Source organism: Cupriavidus sp. CER-90, from assembly GCF_057652055.1.
Window position 1 is genome coordinate 1406242 of record NZ_JBYGYM010000001.1, and the last position, 17919, is coordinate 1424160.

Consider the following 17919-nt stretch of genomic DNA (forward strand, 5'->3'; position numbering starts at 1 on the left):
ACATGACCACTGCAACTTCTCCCCGCCGCAAGACCCTTGTTTCCTCGATCTGCCTGGCGCTCGCCGCCACCTTCGGCACCATTTCCGCGCCGGCCATCGCCGCCGACGAAGCGCAGGGCAACTGGATGGTCCGCCTGCGCGGCACCTATCTGGACATGGCCAACAAGTCGGATCCCGTGGGCGGGGTGGGTGCATCGGATCGCATCCACGTCAACAACAAATGGATCCCGGAAGTCGATATCACCTACTTCATCGTCCCGCATATCGCGGCCGAACTGGTACTGACCATTCCGCAGAAGCAGGACGTGAGCCTTGACGGCACGAAGATCGGCACGTTCAAGCACCTGCCGCCGAGCATCCTGCTGCAGTACCACTTCCTGCCGAACGGCACGTTCCGCCCGTACGTCGGGGCCGGCGTGAACGCGACGCGCATCTATGGCGCCGATCTGGCCGGTGGCACGCTGGGTCTGGACAAGTGGAGCGTGGGTCCGGCCCTGCAGATCGGCATGGACTACAGGCTCACCAAGAACTGGTTCCTGAACGTGGACGCCAAGAAGGTCTGGATTTCCAGCAACGTCTACGCCAATGGTGTCAAGGTGTCGACCGTCAGCCTCGACCCGTGGCTGTTCAGCGCCGGCGTGGGCTATCGCTTCTGATGGGTCTACGAAATTAAGGTTTTTCCGAGACTTTCCACTTTGTCTCCTCGAGGGAAGGCCGCCTAACCGACGTCCTTCCCGCCTCACTGCGCGCGGCAACGCCGCGCGCTTTTTTATTTCTGTTTCCCGTCGAAGGGCGTGAGGCGAGCCATGAGCCCCGGACTCCGGACTCCTGGCGTTAGCGGAACGCCGGTTCGTCGAAGCTGCGCAACTTGCGCGAGTGCAGTTCCTCGACGCCGTTCTCGCGCAGGATGCGGATCGCTTCCAGGCCGATCGTCATGTGCTGGCTGACGCGCTGGCGGTAGAACGCGTTGGCCATGCCGCGCAGTTTCAACTCGCCATGCAGGGGCTTGTCGGATACGCACAGCAACGTGCCATAGGGTACGCGCAGGCGGAAGCCATTGGCCGCCACGGCCGCGCTTTCCATGTCGATCGCGATCGCGCGCGACTGGTTGAAGCGCGCGTACAGCGCCTTCGACTTCAGCTCCCAGTTGCGGTCGTCGGTCGATACCACCGTGCCGGTGCGCATGCGCGTCTTCATCTCGGTGCCGGACAAACCCGTCACGCGGGCCACCGCTTCCTGCAGCGCCACCTGGATTTCGGCGATCGGGGGCACCGGCACCCACGGCGGCAGGTCGTGGTCCAGCACATGATCGTCGCGCACGTAGGCGTGCGCCAGCACGTAATCGCCCAGTTGCTGCGAGCGGCGCAGTCCGCCGCAGTGGCCCACCATCAGCCAGCAATGCGGCCGCAACACGGCCAGGTGGTCGGTCATGGTCTTGGCGTTCGACGGCCCCACGCCGATGTTCACCAGCGTCACGCCGAGCCCGTCCTCGCGCACCAGGTGATAGGCCGGCATCTGCGGCAGCGCCTTCGGGCGCGACGCGTCGTCAGGTTCCACGCCGCCCAGGTCCTGCACCACATCGCCCGGCTCGACAAACCGCACATAGCCGTCGCCACCGTCACCAGACATCAGGTTGCGCCCCAATGTCACGAACTCGTCGACATATCGCTGATAGTTCGTGAACAGCACGAACCGCTGGAAGTGATGCGGCGCCGTGCCCGTGTAGTGGTAGAGCCGCTGCAGCGCCAGGTCCACGCGTTCGGCCGGGAACAGCGACAACGGCCAGGCTTCGCCCGGTGTGGGCTCGTAGGTGCCGTTGGCAATCGAATCGTCGATGCGGCTCAGCTCGGGCAGCACGAACGAGGCTTCCAGTTCACGGGCCTGGGTGTAGCTGATGTCGGTGGTCGATGCCTCGATCACGAACGGCAGCGGAATCGGCCGGCGCGACAGGCCCACCACCACCGGCACGCGGTGATAGCGCATCAGCCGTTCGATCTGGTCGCGGTAGTAGTCGCACAGCAGATCCGGCCGCGTGACCGTGGTGCCGTACACCCCGGGGTAGGCCACCGTGCCCCACGACGGGCGGCTGTCGGTGACCATGGTTTCCAGGTTGACGGAGATGCCGAGATACGGGTAGCACGCGTGGGCCGCCGATGGCAGCGGCTTGCCCTTGGCAAACGCGTCGAAGCGCGCACGCACGGCCGCCACGGAGCTGTCGTAGATCTCGCGGATACGCGCCATGGCGCTATCGGCATTGCTGAACTCGGCCAGCTGATCGGCCGGGTGTGCGGAGGAGAAGATGGGGGCGTTCATGGCAGCCATCATACCGCCAGCTTCCGGCGCGCGACAGGCCGTTGCGCGCCGCGCATCGGGACGCGCCCCTGCGTGCGGACGGTCGCATTTTGCGGACAAAGTTGTTTGACGCCGCCGCATCGGCTTCGCTACACTCTGCGCCGAAATGCGCGACAAATTGTCGCGACATATCGCGCGAAAACGCGGCGCAGCCGCTCTGCGCCCCCCACTTCTGGAGGGTCTGCATGCATGCGCTCCGGAATCACGCAGGAGGAATTGTCGATGGAAATCCGTAATCCGTTGCCCGCAGAGGTGGAGGCGGCCCGGCTGCTGCTGGCTGCCAACGGTTGGGAACAACGGGTCGGCAATCCCGAGCGGTTCGCGCAACTGATCGCCAACTCCCAACGCGTGGCGGTGGCGGTGGAAAACGGCGAGGTCATCGGCTTCGCCCGAGCACTCTGCGACGATATCTCCAACGGATACATCTCGGTGGTCGCCGTGGCGCCACAGCATCGCCGCCGCGGCATCGGCCGCGCTTTGCTGCGCCACGTGATGGGCAACGACCCGGACATCACCTGGGTCCTGCGCGCGGCGCGCTCCTCGGAAGCCGCATTCTTCGGCCAGCTGGGCTTCACGCCATCGATGGTCGCCATGGAGTGGCGCCGGCGCTAACGCGCTGCCCGTCGCCCCCCACCCGCGCCGGCCAGCTACGGCCGGTCCAGACTACGGCTGGTCCATCGCACGGCGAAACTCTTCGGCAGTCCCCATCTGGCGGAACAGCTTGCCACCGGGCGCGAACCGGTCGGCGCTGGATAGCCCGCCAACCACCACTGGATCGAACCCCGCGTCGCGCACCAGCCCGGCCGCCACGGACAGCGCCTCGGCGTCGTTGCCGGCCATCGGCACCGCCATCAGCGGCGGCTTGCGGTGGCTTTCGCGCGTGAATTCCGCCGCCCCCGTGAAATTGAACACGCGCACGATGCGCGCACCGGCCAGGTATTTAGCCGTGGTGGCGCCAATGCCGTTGGCCTTGACTTCGTCCACGATGGCGCCGTCGCGCGCCGCCACGGCGTTGGTGGCGTCCAGCACGATCTTGCCCTGCCAACGGTTCTGCTGGCCCACATCCGGCACCGCACCGTAGGGCACGGCCAGCAGGATCACGTCTGCAAATGCCACGGCCTGGGCGACGGTACCGGCCCGGGCCAGCGGCCCGAGCGAATCGGTCAGGGCCTTCAGTTCCTCGGGATGGCGCGACGCGAACATGACCGGGTGTCCCGCCTTCACCAGCAGGCTGCCCACCGCGCTGCCCAGCCGGCCCGAGCCGACCACGCCAATCTTCGATTTCGCCTTGCCCTGCATCGGCTGCGCCAAGGCGCGCCAGGCCGGCGTCGCCAGCAGCAAGGACCACCCGCCGGCGATCACAAGCCTGCGCCGCCCCCGCGACATTCGTTCGAGTCCATGCGCCATCGGCCGCCCTCCGTAGTGTCCCGCTCCGATCACTCTAGGCGAATCCCCAAGAAAAATCCGGGGATGCCGTGACGCCAGGCAGTCAGGGGTACTTTAGCCCTGGTTCATCGTCTGTCGCGCGGATATGTGATGCATACGCCGCACATTTCAAGCTTGCTCCACGCTCGCCTGCCGGCGGGCGCCAAGCTGGCTTAGCAGCTGCGCCATTTGCCGGGCACTCCGAAGCCTAAGGTGAACACCCAGCCCCGGAGACAGGGCTGGGGTGTTTTGCCTGGGGCATCGCCCGGGGGCAATGCGCGACCGATCAGTTGGCCACGATGCCCGACGTTTCGGCCGACAAGGTATCCACGCGCAGCAGCGGCAAGCCGCTCAGCTTGACCGGGCCCAGGCCGGGCGCCAGCCAGACAGTCGCCTCAAGGTTGGGAAAGTCGCTCCCCGGCTCACGGTCGTACCGGATCTTGACCTTGCACGTGTTGGCGTAGGACTTGCCCATCGCGGCCACGTCTTCGCGTCCGATGTATTGCACCGTCAACTGGACCTTCCGATCAACGCCACGGGTAAACGCCGGCTGCGGATCGGTGGCCAACGCGGACTCCCGCTCCTCCGCCATGGTCACGGTGCGCGTCTCGTTGGGCTGCATGCCCAGCAGCGACAGCCTGGCCGGCTTGCCCGCGGCATCCTCATACGTAAAGCGCCGATACTTGACCCACGGCCCATCAGGATAGCCACGGTGCCCGAACTCGGTCACGCCGAGCGGAAACAGCACGGTTTCCGGATCCAGATAGATGCGGAAGTTGGACGATACGGCGTGGAACAGCGTGCCGCTGGCCTGAACGTCGATGGTATCGAGGCGCTTGCCATCGAACGTGGTCTGGCCGATGTGCTTGCCTTCGAACGTCACGACCTCCGTCACCGGACCGGCATTTGCCGAGACAGTCATCTTCTTGCCATTTGTCATCGGCGTCAGGCAAGGCGCGTCGAGCGGCGCCATCGCGTTTGCAGTGGAACCGGCTGTGGCGCCGGTGGTGCCGGCGCTGTTCGTGCTTTCCCCGTCCGAGCCGCCACAGGCGGCGATGACGGCGGCGGATGCCAACAGCGTAAATGCGAGCGTCTTCTTCATGGATATTTGACCCCTTGCGGGCATTGAGAGAGCGGGCAGTCTGTGCTGCCCTGGGTTGGGAAATCGAAGGCTAAGTGAGATGGTCTGTTGGAATGCTGGACGGCGCAGGTCGCCTAATACTGATAAACCACCTGCATTCCTGCCGTCACCCCGGCGGTATTGAATGGCTCCGGCTTGTACACGGGCGTGCCCAGGAACACGTCATACGAGACGCCGCCGAACCGTTGCGCGCCCAGGCCGCCGCGCATGCCGATCACCGCGCCGGCCAGTTGCGTGCCGACCAGTGCCTGGGTCGATGGTCCGTACACGCGGCCATAATCGAGACCGACGTAAAGCGCCTGGCCGCTGGTCCCTAGCGGCGCCTGCAGTTCATTGCGCCAATAGAATCCACGCTCGCCGGCAAGCTGGCTCTCGCCATCCCTTACGGTATATCGGCTGCCAATCGTCAAGTCATCCACGTAATAGAGCCGGTCATTGGTGAATTGCCCCCGGATCGTCGTGACGTAGCGGAATGGCTGTTCTGCGACTTTGAAAGGCACCGAGAGATTGGCGTCGAGCACCATCATCCGGTAACGCCAGGTCGGGCCATCGAACGACGCCAGCGTGTCGTCCTGCGCCCCGAAGGCGCCAATGCCCTGACGGAATGACAGCGTGGCGTCGAGCTGCGACGGACCGAAGTAATGGCGGTCCGTCACCCCGACTTCGAGGATGGTGTTATTTCGGCGTTGCTGCGGAATTTCGGTGTCATCGATATAGCTCGTGCCGAACCGGCGCGTCAGTCGCACCTGCATGCCCAACACATCGTTCTGACTGCGGCGCAGCACCCGATGCAGCTTCAGATCGACGTTCTCCGATTTTCCGCTCGACACGAACGTCGTATTGACGCCAGCAATCTGCTGGAAGTAGTTGCTGCTGTAAGCCGACAGCGTGGCCGTCCAGTAGCCCCACGGCATCGAATAAAAGCCATTCCAGCCGCGCGTGCCGTGTTCCTTGTTGCTGAACAGCAGATCCTGGTTGTAGCCGATGTTGAACATGTCGCTGAGGCCTAGCGGATTGTCGATGCCGACGCTCACATTGCCTTGCCAATTGCCGGTGGAACGCGAGCCCGAATTATCGACGGAGGCTACCAGCGTCCACGGCTTGCCGCGTTTGACGGCGATCACGACATCGCTACGCCCGGGCGTGGAAGTCGGCACAATTTGCATATCGACATCCTGGCTGGCCACACGCTTCATCTGCTCCAGGCCCTGCTCCAGATCACGCAGATTCAACAGTTCGCCGGGGGCGGTGGGGAAAGCCGATTTCCAGGTGCCCCAGAGTTCTGGGTCGCTGAAGCGGATGTCGCCGATCACACCCGGGATCAGGGCCAGCTTCAGCGTGCCCGACGACAAATCCTGCTCTGGCACCAGCACGCGCGTCGTGACATAGCCCCGGGACAGGATCGTTTGCGAAAGCCCCTTGACCAGCGTTTCCACACCCTGCTTGCCAACACATTCGCCTTGATAGTGCGCAAGCCACTGTTGCGCAAAGGCAAACGGGTCCATCGGCAAGGCCGAGGCGCCAGCGGTTTGCAGGTCGGCCGGCAAGTCCTTGGGGACTTCGAGAACGAAGCGTTCCGATATGGAAGCATGGGTCGTCCTTGGGCAACGCTGGAAACTCGGCACGGGCTGTCGCTTCAGCGCGCACGGCTGGCGCTGCGACGACAGCAGCCCGTTCCCGTGCCTCCTGCTGCTGGCGGGTGCGTTGGTCTTGTTCTGCGTTGGTTAGGGCGGCAGCCTGGCCGGAAGGTGGCGGGACCTGCGCCATCACGGACGACGGCAGCCCCGAAAGGCCGACCGCGAGTGACGCGACAGCAACAATGTGCGGCAGTTTGAAAGACATCGGCGTAACAAGGGCCAGACGGGGCTTTCGCGCCCGTCGAAGCACTGCGAATAATCTGGATTGGTGTTACTCGACCGGCGCGGGCGCGGGCTCGGCCGCCGGCTCGGCGGCGGGAGTATGCAGGGGTGCGGTCGCCGGGTCGGCGGCGAGCGTCTCTGCCGACGACGCATCCTTCGGCGGGCCCTCGTCCTTCACGACATAGGACGGGTCACGCACCCACCGGGCCATATCCTTGGCAATCACGATCGCGCTGCGATCCAGGATCGAACAGGTGCCCTTGAATGCGCCCCAGAATCCGCCGATAGACCAGCGATTTACCTTCGTATTCCGGACGACCTTGCCATCCTCGAGCAACTCGGCATTGACGGTGATGGCCTTCGGCCCCGTCCACGCACCGCCGCCAATGCCGAGCACATGGGAAATCTGAAGCCGTAGAACTTGCGACCCGCTGGTATCGGCGCCCACCGCTACCGTGCCGGGGCCGCCTTTGTTGCGCTTGCGGAGGACGTCTCCCACCCGGGTGGCCAGCATGTCTTCGATATGGCATTCGTTTTTGACCTGCTGGACGACCTCGGAGCCGGGAGCGTAGGTTACCGGGGTTTCCAGGACGACGGCTTGCGTGGCCGCCATGGCGGTGGCGCTAGACAGGGATAGGGCTGCAAAAAGGGGGAACTTCATGTTGACGTCAGATGACTGATATGTCCGGCGAATGCATATGTGTGAACGATCAGGTTCGCACCAGAATCCGATTACTTGATCCCAGCGCGCAACCGGTCACTTTGGAAAACACGTTATTAGCGTTTAATCGAGTCCATAGTGGAGCGGCCGCTTAACCGATCGACACCCTAAGAATTTTCTTCGGAGTCCCGATTAGGGGTGACTGAAAACGAGTGCCCGCATACTCTACAACTCTTCGGAGATAAATCAACGTACGGTATCGGATACCCCCGAGGTATCGACTTGCAGAATGGGCAACGATACAGTAAGCCGATCAGCAGCAGCACAACAACGAAGACAACAACATGGACTGCCGCAAGATATTCATACGATTTTGGTAAAAGCTTGAACAACGGAAGACCGAGAAATCCCAAAATCATAATTCCAATTATGGAGTATCTGACTTGCAGTGAATCGGTTTTTTGGAATATTGTTCCCTATCATTCATTTTCTCTTAGAGCCCAAATTCGATTATATTTGCCGCTTCGGCTCCGGCAACTCCTGTATTTTGAGCGAGAGAGCTCTTCGATCCCTCTCGCCAAAAAAGCCATCAATTCCGTCAGATTGAAGTTCCATGCCCCTCCATCGCAAGCGGGATAAATTTCTATTTCATAATCCTTGCCACGCTCCCTTGAAATCTCCGCAACTTGCCGGTCGTCGCTCCAAATCTCAAAAACAATGCTCTCGCGATCGGGGGGGCTTGAGATGATTGCATGTAAATTGCTCATTTTTTCTGAGGCTCCAAAAATGTAATGAATTTTCCAGGGCCGTACCGAATCCCTCGACCGTCGGGAGCTATAAGTCAAAAATCTTACAAACCCGCCCACTATCACTTCCAGTTACCGTCGTTTCCGGGATTTTTTGTGGGCCGGTGTCATCGATAGATACGAGTAACCCGTCATCGAAACTTACCGCACCAAGGTAAGATCGATCATGGTTTTACTCCGGGCATCTTGTTCCCCCACGAGTGTGTACTCGGACCATCAGGGCAACGAATCACTGTACCTTCTGACAGCCTCCGATATAACTCCCTGAAATTCACCACGATTCAGAATAAACTCCTTAACTCCGGAATTACTTTTCTCGTTGCAGAGAATTATCTTCGCCTCCTTATCACACTCAACAAGAAATGCCCTATAACCATCATCCAATAGAGAACCCACTGTTATCAGATGTTTATAGTCACTCTTATTATCCCCGGAATCAATGTCCGGAAACGCCATCTTTACAAGCTTCTCATACGCGCGAGCCACCGGCAATCTATACATATCTGGATCTTCGACATCTTCACTCATGCAATTCATGATGGAAAGCATATGGATGTCAGTATTGAGGGTGCAGTTTAGTGACCAGACCGGATTTCCCCCAATAAAATAAGCGATACATCCGTTATCAAAGCGCTCATTTGACCACAAATCAACCGCATCGAACCATATAGCGAATCTATCTGGATTTCCCACTAGCATGATTTCTTGCTTCCAATAGCCTCATGAAGCTTGCGGTGGCTGCTCTCCTCGCTCTGCGCGATGTAATGCCCGCGACTCCTTGACGAGCTGATAATTGATACTCGTAAAAATCGTCAGCATTACAGGCATTCCCGCAGGTATTGGCTTCCACCCAGCCCCCTTTGCTAATGAGAATGCGAGTATCACTGCAGGCAGCCCCAAGAGAGCGGCCACCGCACGCAACGCCGCTTGTAACCGAATGTAAGCATCCAAAAACGGCTCGCAGGGTAAACCATGAATGAAAGTGATGGATACCCCCCTTCTTGCCTAGGCGCTTTACCTTTCCGATCACAAATCTGTTACGCCTGCAATCCCGCCGCCCGGAATGCCGCGCCGGTCAAGGGAGGGAGAGAGACGATCTCGCAGAATCGCCAGAACCGAGTATCGGAAGTGCCTGATATAAGACTTTTTTAATTCTGATTTCGGTGATGTGCGGGGACAACGGAGTGCAACGGTCCTGCGACAGGCGTACCCGTTTCTGCGGAGGCGGCCACTCGTATCCCGGTGCGGATGGGGTGAGGCAGATGTGAGGGCAGGCTGGCTGGGCTGGCCTGCGTGGCCGTCCCGGCCCCTTCGTCCGCCTGGGCGGCAGGGACGGACGGAGCGCGGGAGGAAGGGGGCTGGGGCTTCGGGCTTATTCGGGCTGGATATTGGCCGCCTTGATGATGCGGCCCCACTTGTCGGATTCCTGGGTCTGGAACTTGGCCAGTTCGGCCGGCGTGCTGGTGAACACTTCGGTGCCGGTCGACTTGTAGAAGTTCGATGCCGTATCGCTCTTCGCGGCCTTGACCAGCATCTGGTTCAGCTTCGTGACCACTGCGGGCGGCGTGCCGGCCGGGGCATAGGCAGCGAACCAGTAGCTCATCTCGTAGCCCTTCACGCCGGCTTCGTCGATGGTGGGCACGTCCGGCGCCAGCGGCGAGCGGGCCTTGCCCGACACGCCCAGTGCGCGGAGCTTGCCGGTCTTGACCTGCGGCAGGCCCGTGGCGGTGTCCGTGATCATCATCTGGATCTGGTTGCCCAGCAGGTCGGTGATGGCCAGCGGATTGCTCTTGTACGGTACGTGCAGCAGCTGCACATGGGCCATCTGCTGGAACAGCTCTCCGGCGATGCGCGACGACGAACTGCCGCTGCCGAAGCTGAGCTTGCCCGGTTCTTTTTTGGCCAGCGCGATGAACTCGCCCACGGTCTTGGCCGGCACCTGCGGGTTGACCACCATGATCTGGCCGCCGCGGCCCAGCGCCGACACCGGCGCGTAGTCCTTCACCGGGTCATAGGGCAGCTTCTTGAACAGGTGTTCGTTGGCGGCGTGGGTCGTGTTCGTGGTGATCAGTACCGTGTAGCCGTCCGGCGCGGCCTTGGCCACGTCGGAGGCGGCAATGAAGCCGTTGGCGCCGGGCTTGTTGTCCACCACCACGGTGGCCTTGCTGTCCACCGTCATGGCCTGTCCGATGGCCCGCGCAAGCTGGTCGGTGGCGCTGCCGGCCGCGAACGGCACGACAAAGCGGATCGGCTTGTCCGGGAAATCCGCCCATGCGCTGCCAGCGGGCAAGGCCAGGCACGCGAACGTGGCGATAGCGGCGGCAACGGCCTGCGGCCTGCGAATTCCGTACATCTGTGTCTCCTCGAATCGTTTTGACATATGGGACGGCTCGGCACTCATGCGGCGCCGCCGGCGAGCCGCGGCGGCAAGGGGATCGGCAAACCCAGCAGCAGAAAGGCCAGCGCCTTGCCGTGGGTATCGAGATTCAGTGCATCGTTGACGCCGCCGTCCAGCACGCCGTCGATCACGAAGTTCATGGCCTGGATGGACGGCACGACGTGTCGCTTCACGGCCCGGGGCTGGCGCGCGGCAAACAGCGTGCGCACGGCGTCTTCGGTGACATGGGCCACCAGGTGGTCAAAATCGCGTGCGTCGTAGGCAATCACGCTGATGTTGGAACGGTCGCCCTTGTCGCCGGTACGGCCATGGGCGAACTGGTAGAGCGGCGCTTGCTGGGTTGCGGTCATGGCGGGCTCCGGTCAGGCAGTCACGAACGAATGGGACGCCGCCACGGCCTGGCGCGGCACAAGGCACGACGTGGCATTCAGGCGCGTCCGTAGCGCGGTGCGGACGCCGCCACCGCCGGCCGGTCCGCAGGTATAGAGCGCGTTGACTTCGCGCAGCAGGGCCTGCGCCACGGCCTTGTCCTCGTGCGCCAGCGCAGCGCGCATGCGCACGTCGCGGGCTTCGGCCTCGCCGGGCTGTGGCGCGGCCAGCATGGTGCCGGCATCGTCGCCAAACACGCTCAGCACGCCGATCAGGTCGAAGCGGATCGGCACATCGAACCCCAGCCCCTGCATGCGCTTGCGCACGATGTCGGCGGCCAGGCGCGCCCGGGCGGCGGCATTGGGGCCCGCGTAGGAAATCTCGCCTTCGGCAAACCAGCCGCCCAGGTGAAACAGATTGGCCTTCAGTTCCGCCGGCCGCGCATGGCCGCGGATATTGCGCACGGCCACGCGGTCGGGGCCGATCTGCTCGACGGTGACCTGGCCGATATCGGCCACCACATCGGGCGTCAGGTAGGCACACGGGTCGTGCACTTCGTACAGCAGTTGTTCCTTGACCGTCCGCAGGTCCACGCAGCCGCCCGTGTTGGCCGCCTTGAAGATCTCGATGCCGCCGTCGGCGTCGAGGCGGGCAATCGGGAAGCCCACGTCGTGGACGTCGGGCACATCCTTCATGCCGGGGTCGGCAAAGTAACCGCCGCTGACCTGCGCGCCGCACTCCAGCAGATGGCCGGCCATGGTGGCGGCGGCCAGGCGGGTCCAGTCGTCCCAGGCCCAGCCGAAATGGGCCATTGCCGGGCCCACGGCCAATGCGGGGTCGGCCACGCGGCCGCATACCACCACCTGTGCGCCGTCGCGCAGCGCGTCGGCAATGCCCTGGGCGCCGATATAGGCGTTGGCGCAAACGAAGCGCGCTTCGGGAAACGCGTCGCCGACGATGCCGCGCAGCATGGCGCGGCCGGCGTCATGCGACAGGTCGTCGCCCTCCACCACCGCCACGCGCGGGGCGGCCAGCCCCAGTTCGGCAGCCAGCGCCAGGATACGGCGGGCGGCGGCGCGCGGATTGGCGGCCCCGAAATTGCCGATGATCGGGATGCGGTTGGCCAGGCAAAGTCCCAGCACAGGCGTCAGCAGGTGGTCCAGCAACGGCTCGTAGCCGTGCTCGGGGTTGTCGCGGCGTGCCAGTTGGGCCAGGGCCAGCGTGCGCTCGGCCAGCGTTTCGAAAATCAGCGCCGCCGGGCCGCCGGCGGCGATCAGCGTACGCACCACCGGCAGGGCGGCGTCGGTACGGTCGCCGGAGAATCCGGCCCCGGACCCGATCAGCAGGGGAGCAGTCATGGGCGTTGGCAACGTCTGGAGGAATGACTCTTCGGCAATGGGTGCTGGCCAGACCGGCCACGGTGGCCGGGTTGGCAGCGGTCTCATTCTAGGGCCGGGTTCTGCCACGCGAAAACGGATTATTTGGATTAATCTATCGACTTCCTGGATGAATCCGCCGCACTATCCCGCCATGCTGTCGAATCTCTCGGTCAAGCACCTGCGCGCCTTCGTGGCGCTGGCCACGCATCGTAATTTCACCCGGGCGGCGCAGGCCTGCCATCTGTCTCAATCTGCCTTCAGCACACTGATCCAGACGCTGGAAGACCAGGCCGGCAGCCGGCTGTTCGAGCGCACCACGCGGCACGTGGACCTCAGTGCCGACGGCAAGCGGTTCGAGGAAGTGGCGCGCCGCCTGCTGGCGGACTTCGAGAGCGCGTTCGAAGACCTGCGCGACCACGCGGAACGCCGCAAGGGGCGCGTGGCCATTGCCGCGCTGCCCTCGCTGGCCGGCGGCGACCTGCCGCCGCTGCTGGCGGACTTTCATCGGCGCTATCCGGGCATCTCGCTGGAGCTGTACGACCAGCTGGCCGATGGCTGCATCGACATGGTGCGACGCGGGCAGGCCGACTTCGCGCTGGCGCCGGCCCCGGCGCAGGACGCCGACCTGCGCGTGGAATCGCTGGTCCATGACACCTTCCACCTGGTGTGTCCTGCCGACCATCCGCTGGCCACCAGGCGGCGCATCGCCCCCCAGACGCTGGCCGGGCTGCCGTTCATCCAGCTGTCGCGGACCAGCAGTGTGCGGCAGCACCTGGACGCCGCCATGCATCCGCTGAAGCTGCACGGGGTGATGGAGGTGGAGCACCTGGCCACGGTGGCCGCGCTGGTCCAGGCGGGCCTGGGCGTATCGGTGGTGCCGGCGCTGGCGCTGTTCCAGTTCCGGCGCGAGGGGTTGGCCATCCGGCCGATGCAGATGCCCGCGCTGGTGCGCGAGATCTGCCTGGTGCGGCTCAGGGAGCGAAGCGATTCGGCCGCCTCGGCGGCCATGATCGACTGCCTGCGCGCCCACTATGGCGCGAGCAAGCGGATCTGAATCGTCCGGGAGACCGGCGGCTTGCCGACGTCAGAAGTGGCCGAGGTAGCCGCCATCGACGGCCAGCACCTGGCCGGTGACGTAAGACGCCGCGGGCGAGGCCAGGAAGACCACGGCGCCCGCCACCTCGGCAGGCTGGCCCCAGCGGCCCAGCGACGTGCGATTGCGCAGCCATTCGGCCACGGATGCATCGTCCACCATGGCCTGGTTCGGCTCGGTGGCAAAGTAGCCGGGGGCCACGGCGTTGACGGTGATGCCGAACCGGCCCAGGTCTGCGGACATCGCACGCGTGAGCGCGTCGAGGCCGCCCTTGGTGGCGGGATACAGCACGTCGTTGGCGCGCGCCACCTGCCCGGCAATCGACGTCACGTTGACGATGCGGCCGTACTGTCCCTGCTGCATCAGCCGCGCGGCGTGCCGGCACAGCGCGTAGGGCGCCACGAGGTTGGTGTCGAGCATCGCGCGCAGGTCATCGGCATCCAGCTGGGCCATGCTGTTGCGATTGCGCGTGCCGGCGTTGTTGACCAGGATGTCGAGCCGGCCATGCCGGGACGCGATGCCTTCGAAGGCCTGCGCAACGGCGGCGGCGTCGGTGATGTCGAGCACGAGCGCTTCGGCCGTGGCGCCCCGCGCCTGCAGTTGCGATACGGCATCGGCCACGCGCTGCGCGTTGCGCGCGCAGACCAGCACATGCGCGCCGGCATCGGCCAGCGCGCCGGCCATGGCCAGGCCAAGGCCCTGCGCGCCGCCCGTGACCAGGGCCACGCGTCCGGCCAGCGAAAAAGGATGAGCTGCGTTGGAAGTCGCCATGGCGGCAACTATACCGCAGCCCCCGGGCCGCGTTGGCGGCCGGCGGGGGCGGGCGAGCCGCCGGTCAGCGGATCAGCTTGCCGGTCGACGAAACGATCGACATTTCCACGAAAGACGACCCGGTGTGACGCGTGGGGCTGTAGCTGATCAGGATGCCGCCCAGGTCGTAATCGCGCAGGCCCTCCAGCGCGGCCACCAGCTTTTCGCGCGTGGGCTCGGGGCCGGCACGGCGCAGCCCTTCCACCAGCACCTTGGCCGACATGAAGCCCTCCATGCCCGCGTTGCTGGGCTCCAGCTTCTGGGCCTTGGCCAGCCCGCGGTACTCGCTGGCAATGCTCATCTGGCTCGAATTCATGCCCGGCACCACCTGGGTGATGATCAGGCCCTTGCCATCGTCGCCCAGCTCCTTGATGAACGAATCCGCCGCGTTGTTGGACAGCGTGACGAACTGCGCCTCGCTGCCGGCCTTCTTCATCTCGCGGATGATCCGCGCGGCCTCCGAGCCGGAGCCGATCACCATCACGGCCTGCGGGTTGGCCTTGTTGACGCTGGCCACGCCCTGGCTGATGTCGCCCATGGGACGGTTGAACGACGCCGCGCCCGCCGGCTGCACGCCGCGCGCCTGCAACGCCGTGTTGAAGCCTTCGAAGACGTCCTGCCCGAAGCCGTCGTTGGCGTAGAAAATGGCGATGCGGCTCATGCCGGACGTCGCCAGGTGGTTGATGGCGCGGGCCACTTCGTCCTGGTACTTGGCGCGGACGTTGAACACGTAGCGGTTCACTGGCCGGTGCAGCGTGATGGCACCCGTCAGCGGCGCGATCAGCGGCACCTTTTCGGCCCCGATGATCGGCAGGATGCTCTCGTTCTGCGGCGTGCCGCGCACCATGAACAGCGCGAACACCTTGTCCTCGCCGATCAGCTTGCGGACGTTGTCGGGCGTGCGCCTGGCGTCGAAGCCATCGTCGTAGGTCAGCAGTTCGATGCGCCGGCCGGCCACGCCGCCATTGGCATTCACGTGGTTCAGGTACACCTGGGCACCCGCGATCTGTTCCTTGACCGATCCGGCCACGGGCCCGCTGACACCGGCCGACTGGCCGATCCGGATGGCTGACTTGGTGATGCCAGGTTCCGCATGCGCCGCCATGGACGTGACAAACCCGAGCGTGACGGCAAGCATGCCGCACGCGATGTATCGCGCGTTCCTCATTGTTGACCCCTCCTGAAGCTGCTGGCTTGAATTGTTTTGTGCCGCTGCCCGCCGCGCGGCAGTACGCATCGTCACGATGCACCACACGGCGGCATGGCGCAAAGTACCTCATCAGAGGTAATTGTTCAAACGCGGGAACAATCGAGGGCGGGGAACTGTTGCTGCGGCATCACACCAGGGCCTGTTTGGTCCGGTGGCGGTCCGGTGTGGCCGCAGCGTGGCGCATGGGGGAACATGCGCCGGGGCGCGCCGCGTGGGGCGCGCGAAGACGATCGGAACGGCAGTCCGGCACGGCGCGCCCGGGGCTGCCGGCGTACGGATCAGGGGAAGGCCGGCACTGCGGGATCGAGCCCCGCGAAACGGGCTTCCGGATGGGCCCTCTGCAGCAGCGCCTCGATTTCTTCCACGCGGCCGCGCGGCACGTCAACCATCAGCAGCAGCCTGCCGGCCTCGATGTCCTTCTCGAAGCCACGCAGCCGGCTGTTGGGCGCCGAACTGCCGATCATGCTGGCGGCCCAGGCACCGAACACCGCGCCCAGCACGGCGAGCACGCCGACCAGGCCCCATTGCGGCGTATCGCTGACGATCGGGAACATCGCCACCACGACCCCGGCCACGATACCGACGCCACCGCCCACCATCAGGCCCATTTCCGCCGCGTGCACGATGTCCGAGGTCTGGAACAGGTTCGCTTCGTGCAGGCCGGTCATGTCCGCGCCATCGCGGCCGACGAAGTGGATGTGACTGTTCTCGATACGGGCCAGCAGCAGGTCGTCCATGGTACGGCGGGCGCTTGCCAGGTCGGGCAACAACCAGAAGATCCGTTTGCGCATGACTTGCCTCCTCTGTCAGGCCGCCCCGGTGTCCGGGTCATCCGTCTGGGACGGTTTCGTTTCGTTCTACTCTCTCCGAAAGGACTGTGCAAGGTACCGAACGGCTGACTTCCGCACGAGGCGCGCCGGAAGAATTCCGGGCGTCACCTCGCGCCGCATCATGCGCTCAGAATGTGATCGGCAGGCGCACCGTCACCGTGAGATCGGGCGTGTCGCGCGTCAGGCCCGCCCCCACCGAAAGGTTCAGCGTGTAGCGGTTGTTGAAGCGGTACGAGTAGCCCACCAGCAGCGTGCCCTGCGTAATGCGCACCGACCCCGGCACGGTCTGGCCGTTCTGCTTGGTCGGCCAGATGATGCTCTGGTCGTAGCCGATCGAGAACGACGCATGCTCGTTGAGCGACAGGCCCATGCCGAAGTTGAACTGGAAGATGTCCCCGGGCGCGATCTTGCCCAGGTTCTCGGTCTGGCCATTGAGCACCGTGCGGCTGACGTTGTCGCGCGCAAAGTTGTGCAGGTAGCTGAAGGTGCCGAAGAACACCGCGGGGTCGGTCGGCAGCAGCCACGTCACGCCGGGCTGGATCGCCTGGAAGCCCGTGCCGGTCGGCATGCCCAGCGGCAGCCCGGTACCCGTGGTGTTGCTCACGCAGCGGGTCACGCAATCGGTCACCACCTCGAACGGATCGCGGCCCGTGTTCGACTTGTAGCGCAGCCAGCCGATGAAGAACGGCATCTTCTCGTTGCCGTAGTTGAGCTGGTAGCGCAGCGTCGCTTCCACGTCGCCCAGCCCGCTGCCGCTGGAATTGAACACGTTGTCCACGGCGGTGCCGGTGAACACCTCGCGGCTGACCGTGTCGCTGCTCGCATGCACGTACGGAATCTTGGCTTCGATTTCAAGCCGCTTGGTGATGCCGTACCGGAAGGCCAGCGCGCCGACGTAGGTGGACGTCTTGACCTGCCGCACGTCGACCAGCCCGATCAGGATGGCGGGGATCACCGTGTAGCCAACCAGCGCCACGCGGTCGCTGGACGAATAGCCGTACTGGAGGCTGGGTTCGACGATGATCTTGCCGGCGGGCGTCAGCACGCCGGGCTGGTCGAAGATCGGGGCGATCTCCGGCGGACGCGTGTCGCGCTCAGGCGGCTTGCCCACGGGCTCCTCGACCCCCGCGGCCGATTCGCCGGGCTGCGCGGCCTGGCCCTGCGGCGGCGCGTCGGGCGGCGCGGCTTCCGGGGCCTGCTGGGCCTGCACGCCTTGCTGTGCCGTGTTGTTGATCTGCGTGGCGCTGGCTGCCGCGCCCGCGGCGGCGGCGTTGGTCGCCATGTTGCCGCCCGTCACCCCGGCGCCCTGCCCGCCGCGCTTGCGCTGCAGCGTCTCGCTGTCGACGGTGCGGCGCAGTTCGCGGATCGTGGCCTGCTGTTCGGCCAGCGCCCGCTTCATTTCCTCGAGCTGCCTGGCCTGGGCCGCCAGTTCCTTTTGCAGCGATTCAAGCCTGGCGGCGGCCGGCGGCCCCGCATCGGGCGGCGTCTGGGCCTGAGCCATGCCACCCAACAGCAGCATCGAGCATCCGGCATAGCCGATGCCCTGCAGTGAACGCTTCTTCATGACGTCTTCCTCCCCCGGGGCT

Annotated in this window: 16 protein-coding genes and 1 pseudogene; 3 read left to right on the plus strand and 14 right to left on the minus strand. The window is 64.5% G+C overall.

All coding sequences use genetic code 11. The features are described from left to right. Nucleotides 1-2 precede the first annotated feature (2 nt). Nucleotides 3-656, plus strand: a complete 654-nt coding sequence (locus tag AC24R4_RS06370) for an OmpW/AlkL family protein (protein ID WP_400394722.1) — start codon at nucleotides 3-5, stop codon at nucleotides 654-656. Nucleotides 657-834: 178 nt separating this feature from the next. Here AC24R4_RS06370 and AC24R4_RS06375 read toward each other — a convergent pair whose 3' ends face one another. Next, nucleotides 835-2325: an AMP nucleosidase gene (locus AC24R4_RS06375; protein WP_400394724.1), complete on the minus strand. Its 1491-nt coding sequence runs from the start codon at nucleotides 2323-2325 to the stop codon at nucleotides 835-837. A 249-nt stretch (nucleotides 2326-2574) separates the two neighbouring features. Between AC24R4_RS06375 and AC24R4_RS06380 the strand changes: the two genes are divergently transcribed. Continuing rightward, nucleotides 2575-2964: a GNAT family N-acetyltransferase gene (locus AC24R4_RS06380; RefSeq protein ID WP_400394726.1), complete on the plus strand. Its 390-nt coding sequence runs from the start codon at nucleotides 2575-2577 to the stop codon at nucleotides 2962-2964. A gap of 51 nt (nucleotides 2965-3015) precedes the next feature. Here AC24R4_RS06380 and AC24R4_RS06385 read toward each other — a convergent pair whose 3' ends face one another. From AC24R4_RS06385 to AC24R4_RS06425, 9 genes and pseudogenes are all read right to left on the minus strand, one after another. Continuing rightward, nucleotides 3016-3759: an NADPH-dependent F420 reductase gene (locus tag AC24R4_RS06385; protein ID WP_487522520.1), complete on the minus strand. Its 744-nt coding sequence runs from the start codon at nucleotides 3757-3759 to the stop codon at nucleotides 3016-3018. Between the two features lie 304 nt (nucleotides 3760-4063). Beyond that, a complete protein-coding gene (locus tag AC24R4_RS06390) occupies nucleotides 4064-4879 on the minus strand; it encodes a hypothetical protein (protein ID WP_487522521.1) in 816 nt (271 codons plus the stop codon). Between the two features lie 113 nt (nucleotides 4880-4992). Beyond that, nucleotides 4993-6685 (minus strand): annotated as a pseudogene (locus AC24R4_RS06395) (ShlB/FhaC/HecB family hemolysin secretion/activation protein). A gap of 141 nt (nucleotides 6686-6826) precedes the next feature. Next, nucleotides 6827-7438 (minus strand): hypothetical protein, encoded by a 612-nt coding sequence (locus AC24R4_RS06400; RefSeq protein WP_487522522.1) that lies wholly within the window; start codon nucleotides 7436-7438, stop codon nucleotides 6827-6829. A gap of 479 nt (nucleotides 7439-7917) precedes the next feature. Beyond that, the gene (locus tag AC24R4_RS06405; protein ID WP_487522523.1) at nucleotides 7918-8205 is read right to left on the minus strand and encodes a hypothetical protein; all 288 of its coding nucleotides are present in this window, start codon (nucleotides 8203-8205) and stop codon (nucleotides 7918-7920) included. Nucleotides 8206-8460: 255 nt separating this feature from the next. After that, nucleotides 8461-8943, minus strand: coding sequence for an immunity 42 family protein (locus AC24R4_RS06410; RefSeq protein ID WP_487522524.1), 483 nt, complete (start codon nucleotides 8941-8943; stop codon nucleotides 8461-8463). A gap of 673 nt (nucleotides 8944-9616) precedes the next feature. Further along, nucleotides 9617-10597 (minus strand): Bug family tripartite tricarboxylate transporter substrate binding protein, encoded by a 981-nt coding sequence (locus tag AC24R4_RS06415; RefSeq protein ID WP_400394791.1) that lies wholly within the window; start codon nucleotides 10595-10597, stop codon nucleotides 9617-9619. A gap of 44 nt (nucleotides 10598-10641) precedes the next feature. Continuing rightward, nucleotides 10642-10992, minus strand: coding sequence for an AtuA-related protein (locus AC24R4_RS06420; protein ID WP_400394794.1), 351 nt, complete (start codon nucleotides 10990-10992; stop codon nucleotides 10642-10644). A gap of 12 nt (nucleotides 10993-11004) precedes the next feature. Then, nucleotides 11005-12369 carry an acyclic terpene utilization AtuA family protein gene (locus AC24R4_RS06425; RefSeq protein WP_153948670.1) on the minus strand — a complete coding sequence of 455 codons (1365 nt, stop codon included), beginning with the start codon at nucleotides 12367-12369 and terminating at the stop codon, nucleotides 11005-11007. 172 nt (nucleotides 12370-12541) lie between these two features. Here AC24R4_RS06425 and AC24R4_RS06430 point away from each other — a divergent pair, with 172 nt between their 5' ends. Then, nucleotides 12542-13444, plus strand: a complete 903-nt coding sequence (locus AC24R4_RS06430) for a LysR family transcriptional regulator (RefSeq protein WP_400394802.1) — start codon at nucleotides 12542-12544, stop codon at nucleotides 13442-13444. A 30-nt stretch (nucleotides 13445-13474) separates the two neighbouring features. On the opposite strand, the gene AC24R4_RS06435 is transcribed toward AC24R4_RS06430, so the two are convergent. From AC24R4_RS06435 to AC24R4_RS06450, 4 genes are all read right to left on the minus strand, one after another. Next, on the minus strand, nucleotides 13475-14254 hold the full coding sequence (locus AC24R4_RS06435; RefSeq protein ID WP_400394796.1) for an SDR family oxidoreductase: 780 nt from the start codon (nucleotides 14252-14254) through the stop codon (nucleotides 13475-13477). 64 nt (nucleotides 14255-14318) lie between these two features. Next, nucleotides 14319-15461, minus strand: coding sequence for an ABC transporter substrate-binding protein (locus AC24R4_RS06440; RefSeq protein ID WP_487522525.1), 1143 nt, complete (start codon nucleotides 15459-15461; stop codon nucleotides 14319-14321). A gap of 320 nt (nucleotides 15462-15781) precedes the next feature. Then, nucleotides 15782-16294 (minus strand): DUF1269 domain-containing protein, encoded by a 513-nt coding sequence (locus AC24R4_RS06445; protein WP_153948673.1) that lies wholly within the window; start codon nucleotides 16292-16294, stop codon nucleotides 15782-15784. A 166-nt stretch (nucleotides 16295-16460) separates the two neighbouring features. Next, nucleotides 16461-17897, minus strand: coding sequence for an acetate kinase (locus tag AC24R4_RS06450; RefSeq protein ID WP_400396115.1), 1437 nt, complete (start codon nucleotides 17895-17897; stop codon nucleotides 16461-16463). Nucleotides 17898-17919: the final 22 nt, after the last annotated feature.

Excerpts from the sequence above, each read along its gene's own strand:
- AC24R4_RS06370 (WP_400394722.1), top strand. The coding sequence starts at position 3 with ATGACCACTGCAACTTCTCCCCGCCGCAAGACCCTTGTTTCCTCGATC.
- AC24R4_RS06375 (WP_400394724.1), bottom strand. The coding sequence starts at position 2,325 with ATGATGGCTGCCATGAACGCCCCCATCTTCTCCTCCGCACACCCGGCC.
- AC24R4_RS06380 (WP_400394726.1), top strand. The coding sequence starts at position 2,575 with ATGGAAATCCGTAATCCGTTGCCCGCAGAGGTGGAGGCGGCCCGGCTG.
- AC24R4_RS06385 (WP_487522520.1), bottom strand. The coding sequence starts at position 3,759 with ATGGCGCATGGACTCGAACGAATGTCGCGGGGGCGGCGCAGGCTTGTG.
- AC24R4_RS06390 (WP_487522521.1), bottom strand. The coding sequence starts at position 4,879 with ATGAAGAAGACGCTCGCATTTACGCTGTTGGCATCCGCCGCCGTCATC.
- AC24R4_RS06400 (WP_487522522.1), bottom strand. The coding sequence starts at position 7,438 with ATGAAGTTCCCCCTTTTTGCAGCCCTATCCCTGTCTAGCGCCACCGCC.
- AC24R4_RS06405 (WP_487522523.1), bottom strand. The coding sequence starts at position 8,205 with ATGAGCAATTTACATGCAATCATCTCAAGCCCCCCCGATCGCGAGAGC.
- AC24R4_RS06410 (WP_487522524.1), bottom strand. The coding sequence starts at position 8,943 with ATGCTAGTGGGAAATCCAGATAGATTCGCTATATGGTTCGATGCGGTT.
- AC24R4_RS06415 (WP_400394791.1), bottom strand. The coding sequence starts at position 10,597 with ATGTACGGAATTCGCAGGCCGCAGGCCGTTGCCGCCGCTATCGCCACG.
- AC24R4_RS06420 (WP_400394794.1), bottom strand. The coding sequence starts at position 10,992 with ATGACCGCAACCCAGCAAGCGCCGCTCTACCAGTTCGCCCATGGCCGT.
- AC24R4_RS06425 (WP_153948670.1), bottom strand. The coding sequence starts at position 12,369 with ATGACTGCTCCCCTGCTGATCGGGTCCGGGGCCGGATTCTCCGGCGAC.
- AC24R4_RS06430 (WP_400394802.1), top strand. The coding sequence starts at position 12,542 with ATGCTGTCGAATCTCTCGGTCAAGCACCTGCGCGCCTTCGTGGCGCTG.
- AC24R4_RS06435 (WP_400394796.1), bottom strand. The coding sequence starts at position 14,254 with ATGGCGACTTCCAACGCAGCTCATCCTTTTTCGCTGGCCGGACGCGTG.
- AC24R4_RS06440 (WP_487522525.1), bottom strand. The coding sequence starts at position 15,461 with ATGAGGAACGCGCGATACATCGCGTGCGGCATGCTTGCCGTCACGCTC.
- AC24R4_RS06445 (WP_153948673.1), bottom strand. The coding sequence starts at position 16,294 with ATGCGCAAACGGATCTTCTGGTTGTTGCCCGACCTGGCAAGCGCCCGC.
- AC24R4_RS06450 (WP_400396115.1), bottom strand. The coding sequence starts at position 17,897 with ATGAAGAAGCGTTCACTGCAGGGCATCGGCTATGCCGGATGCTCGATG.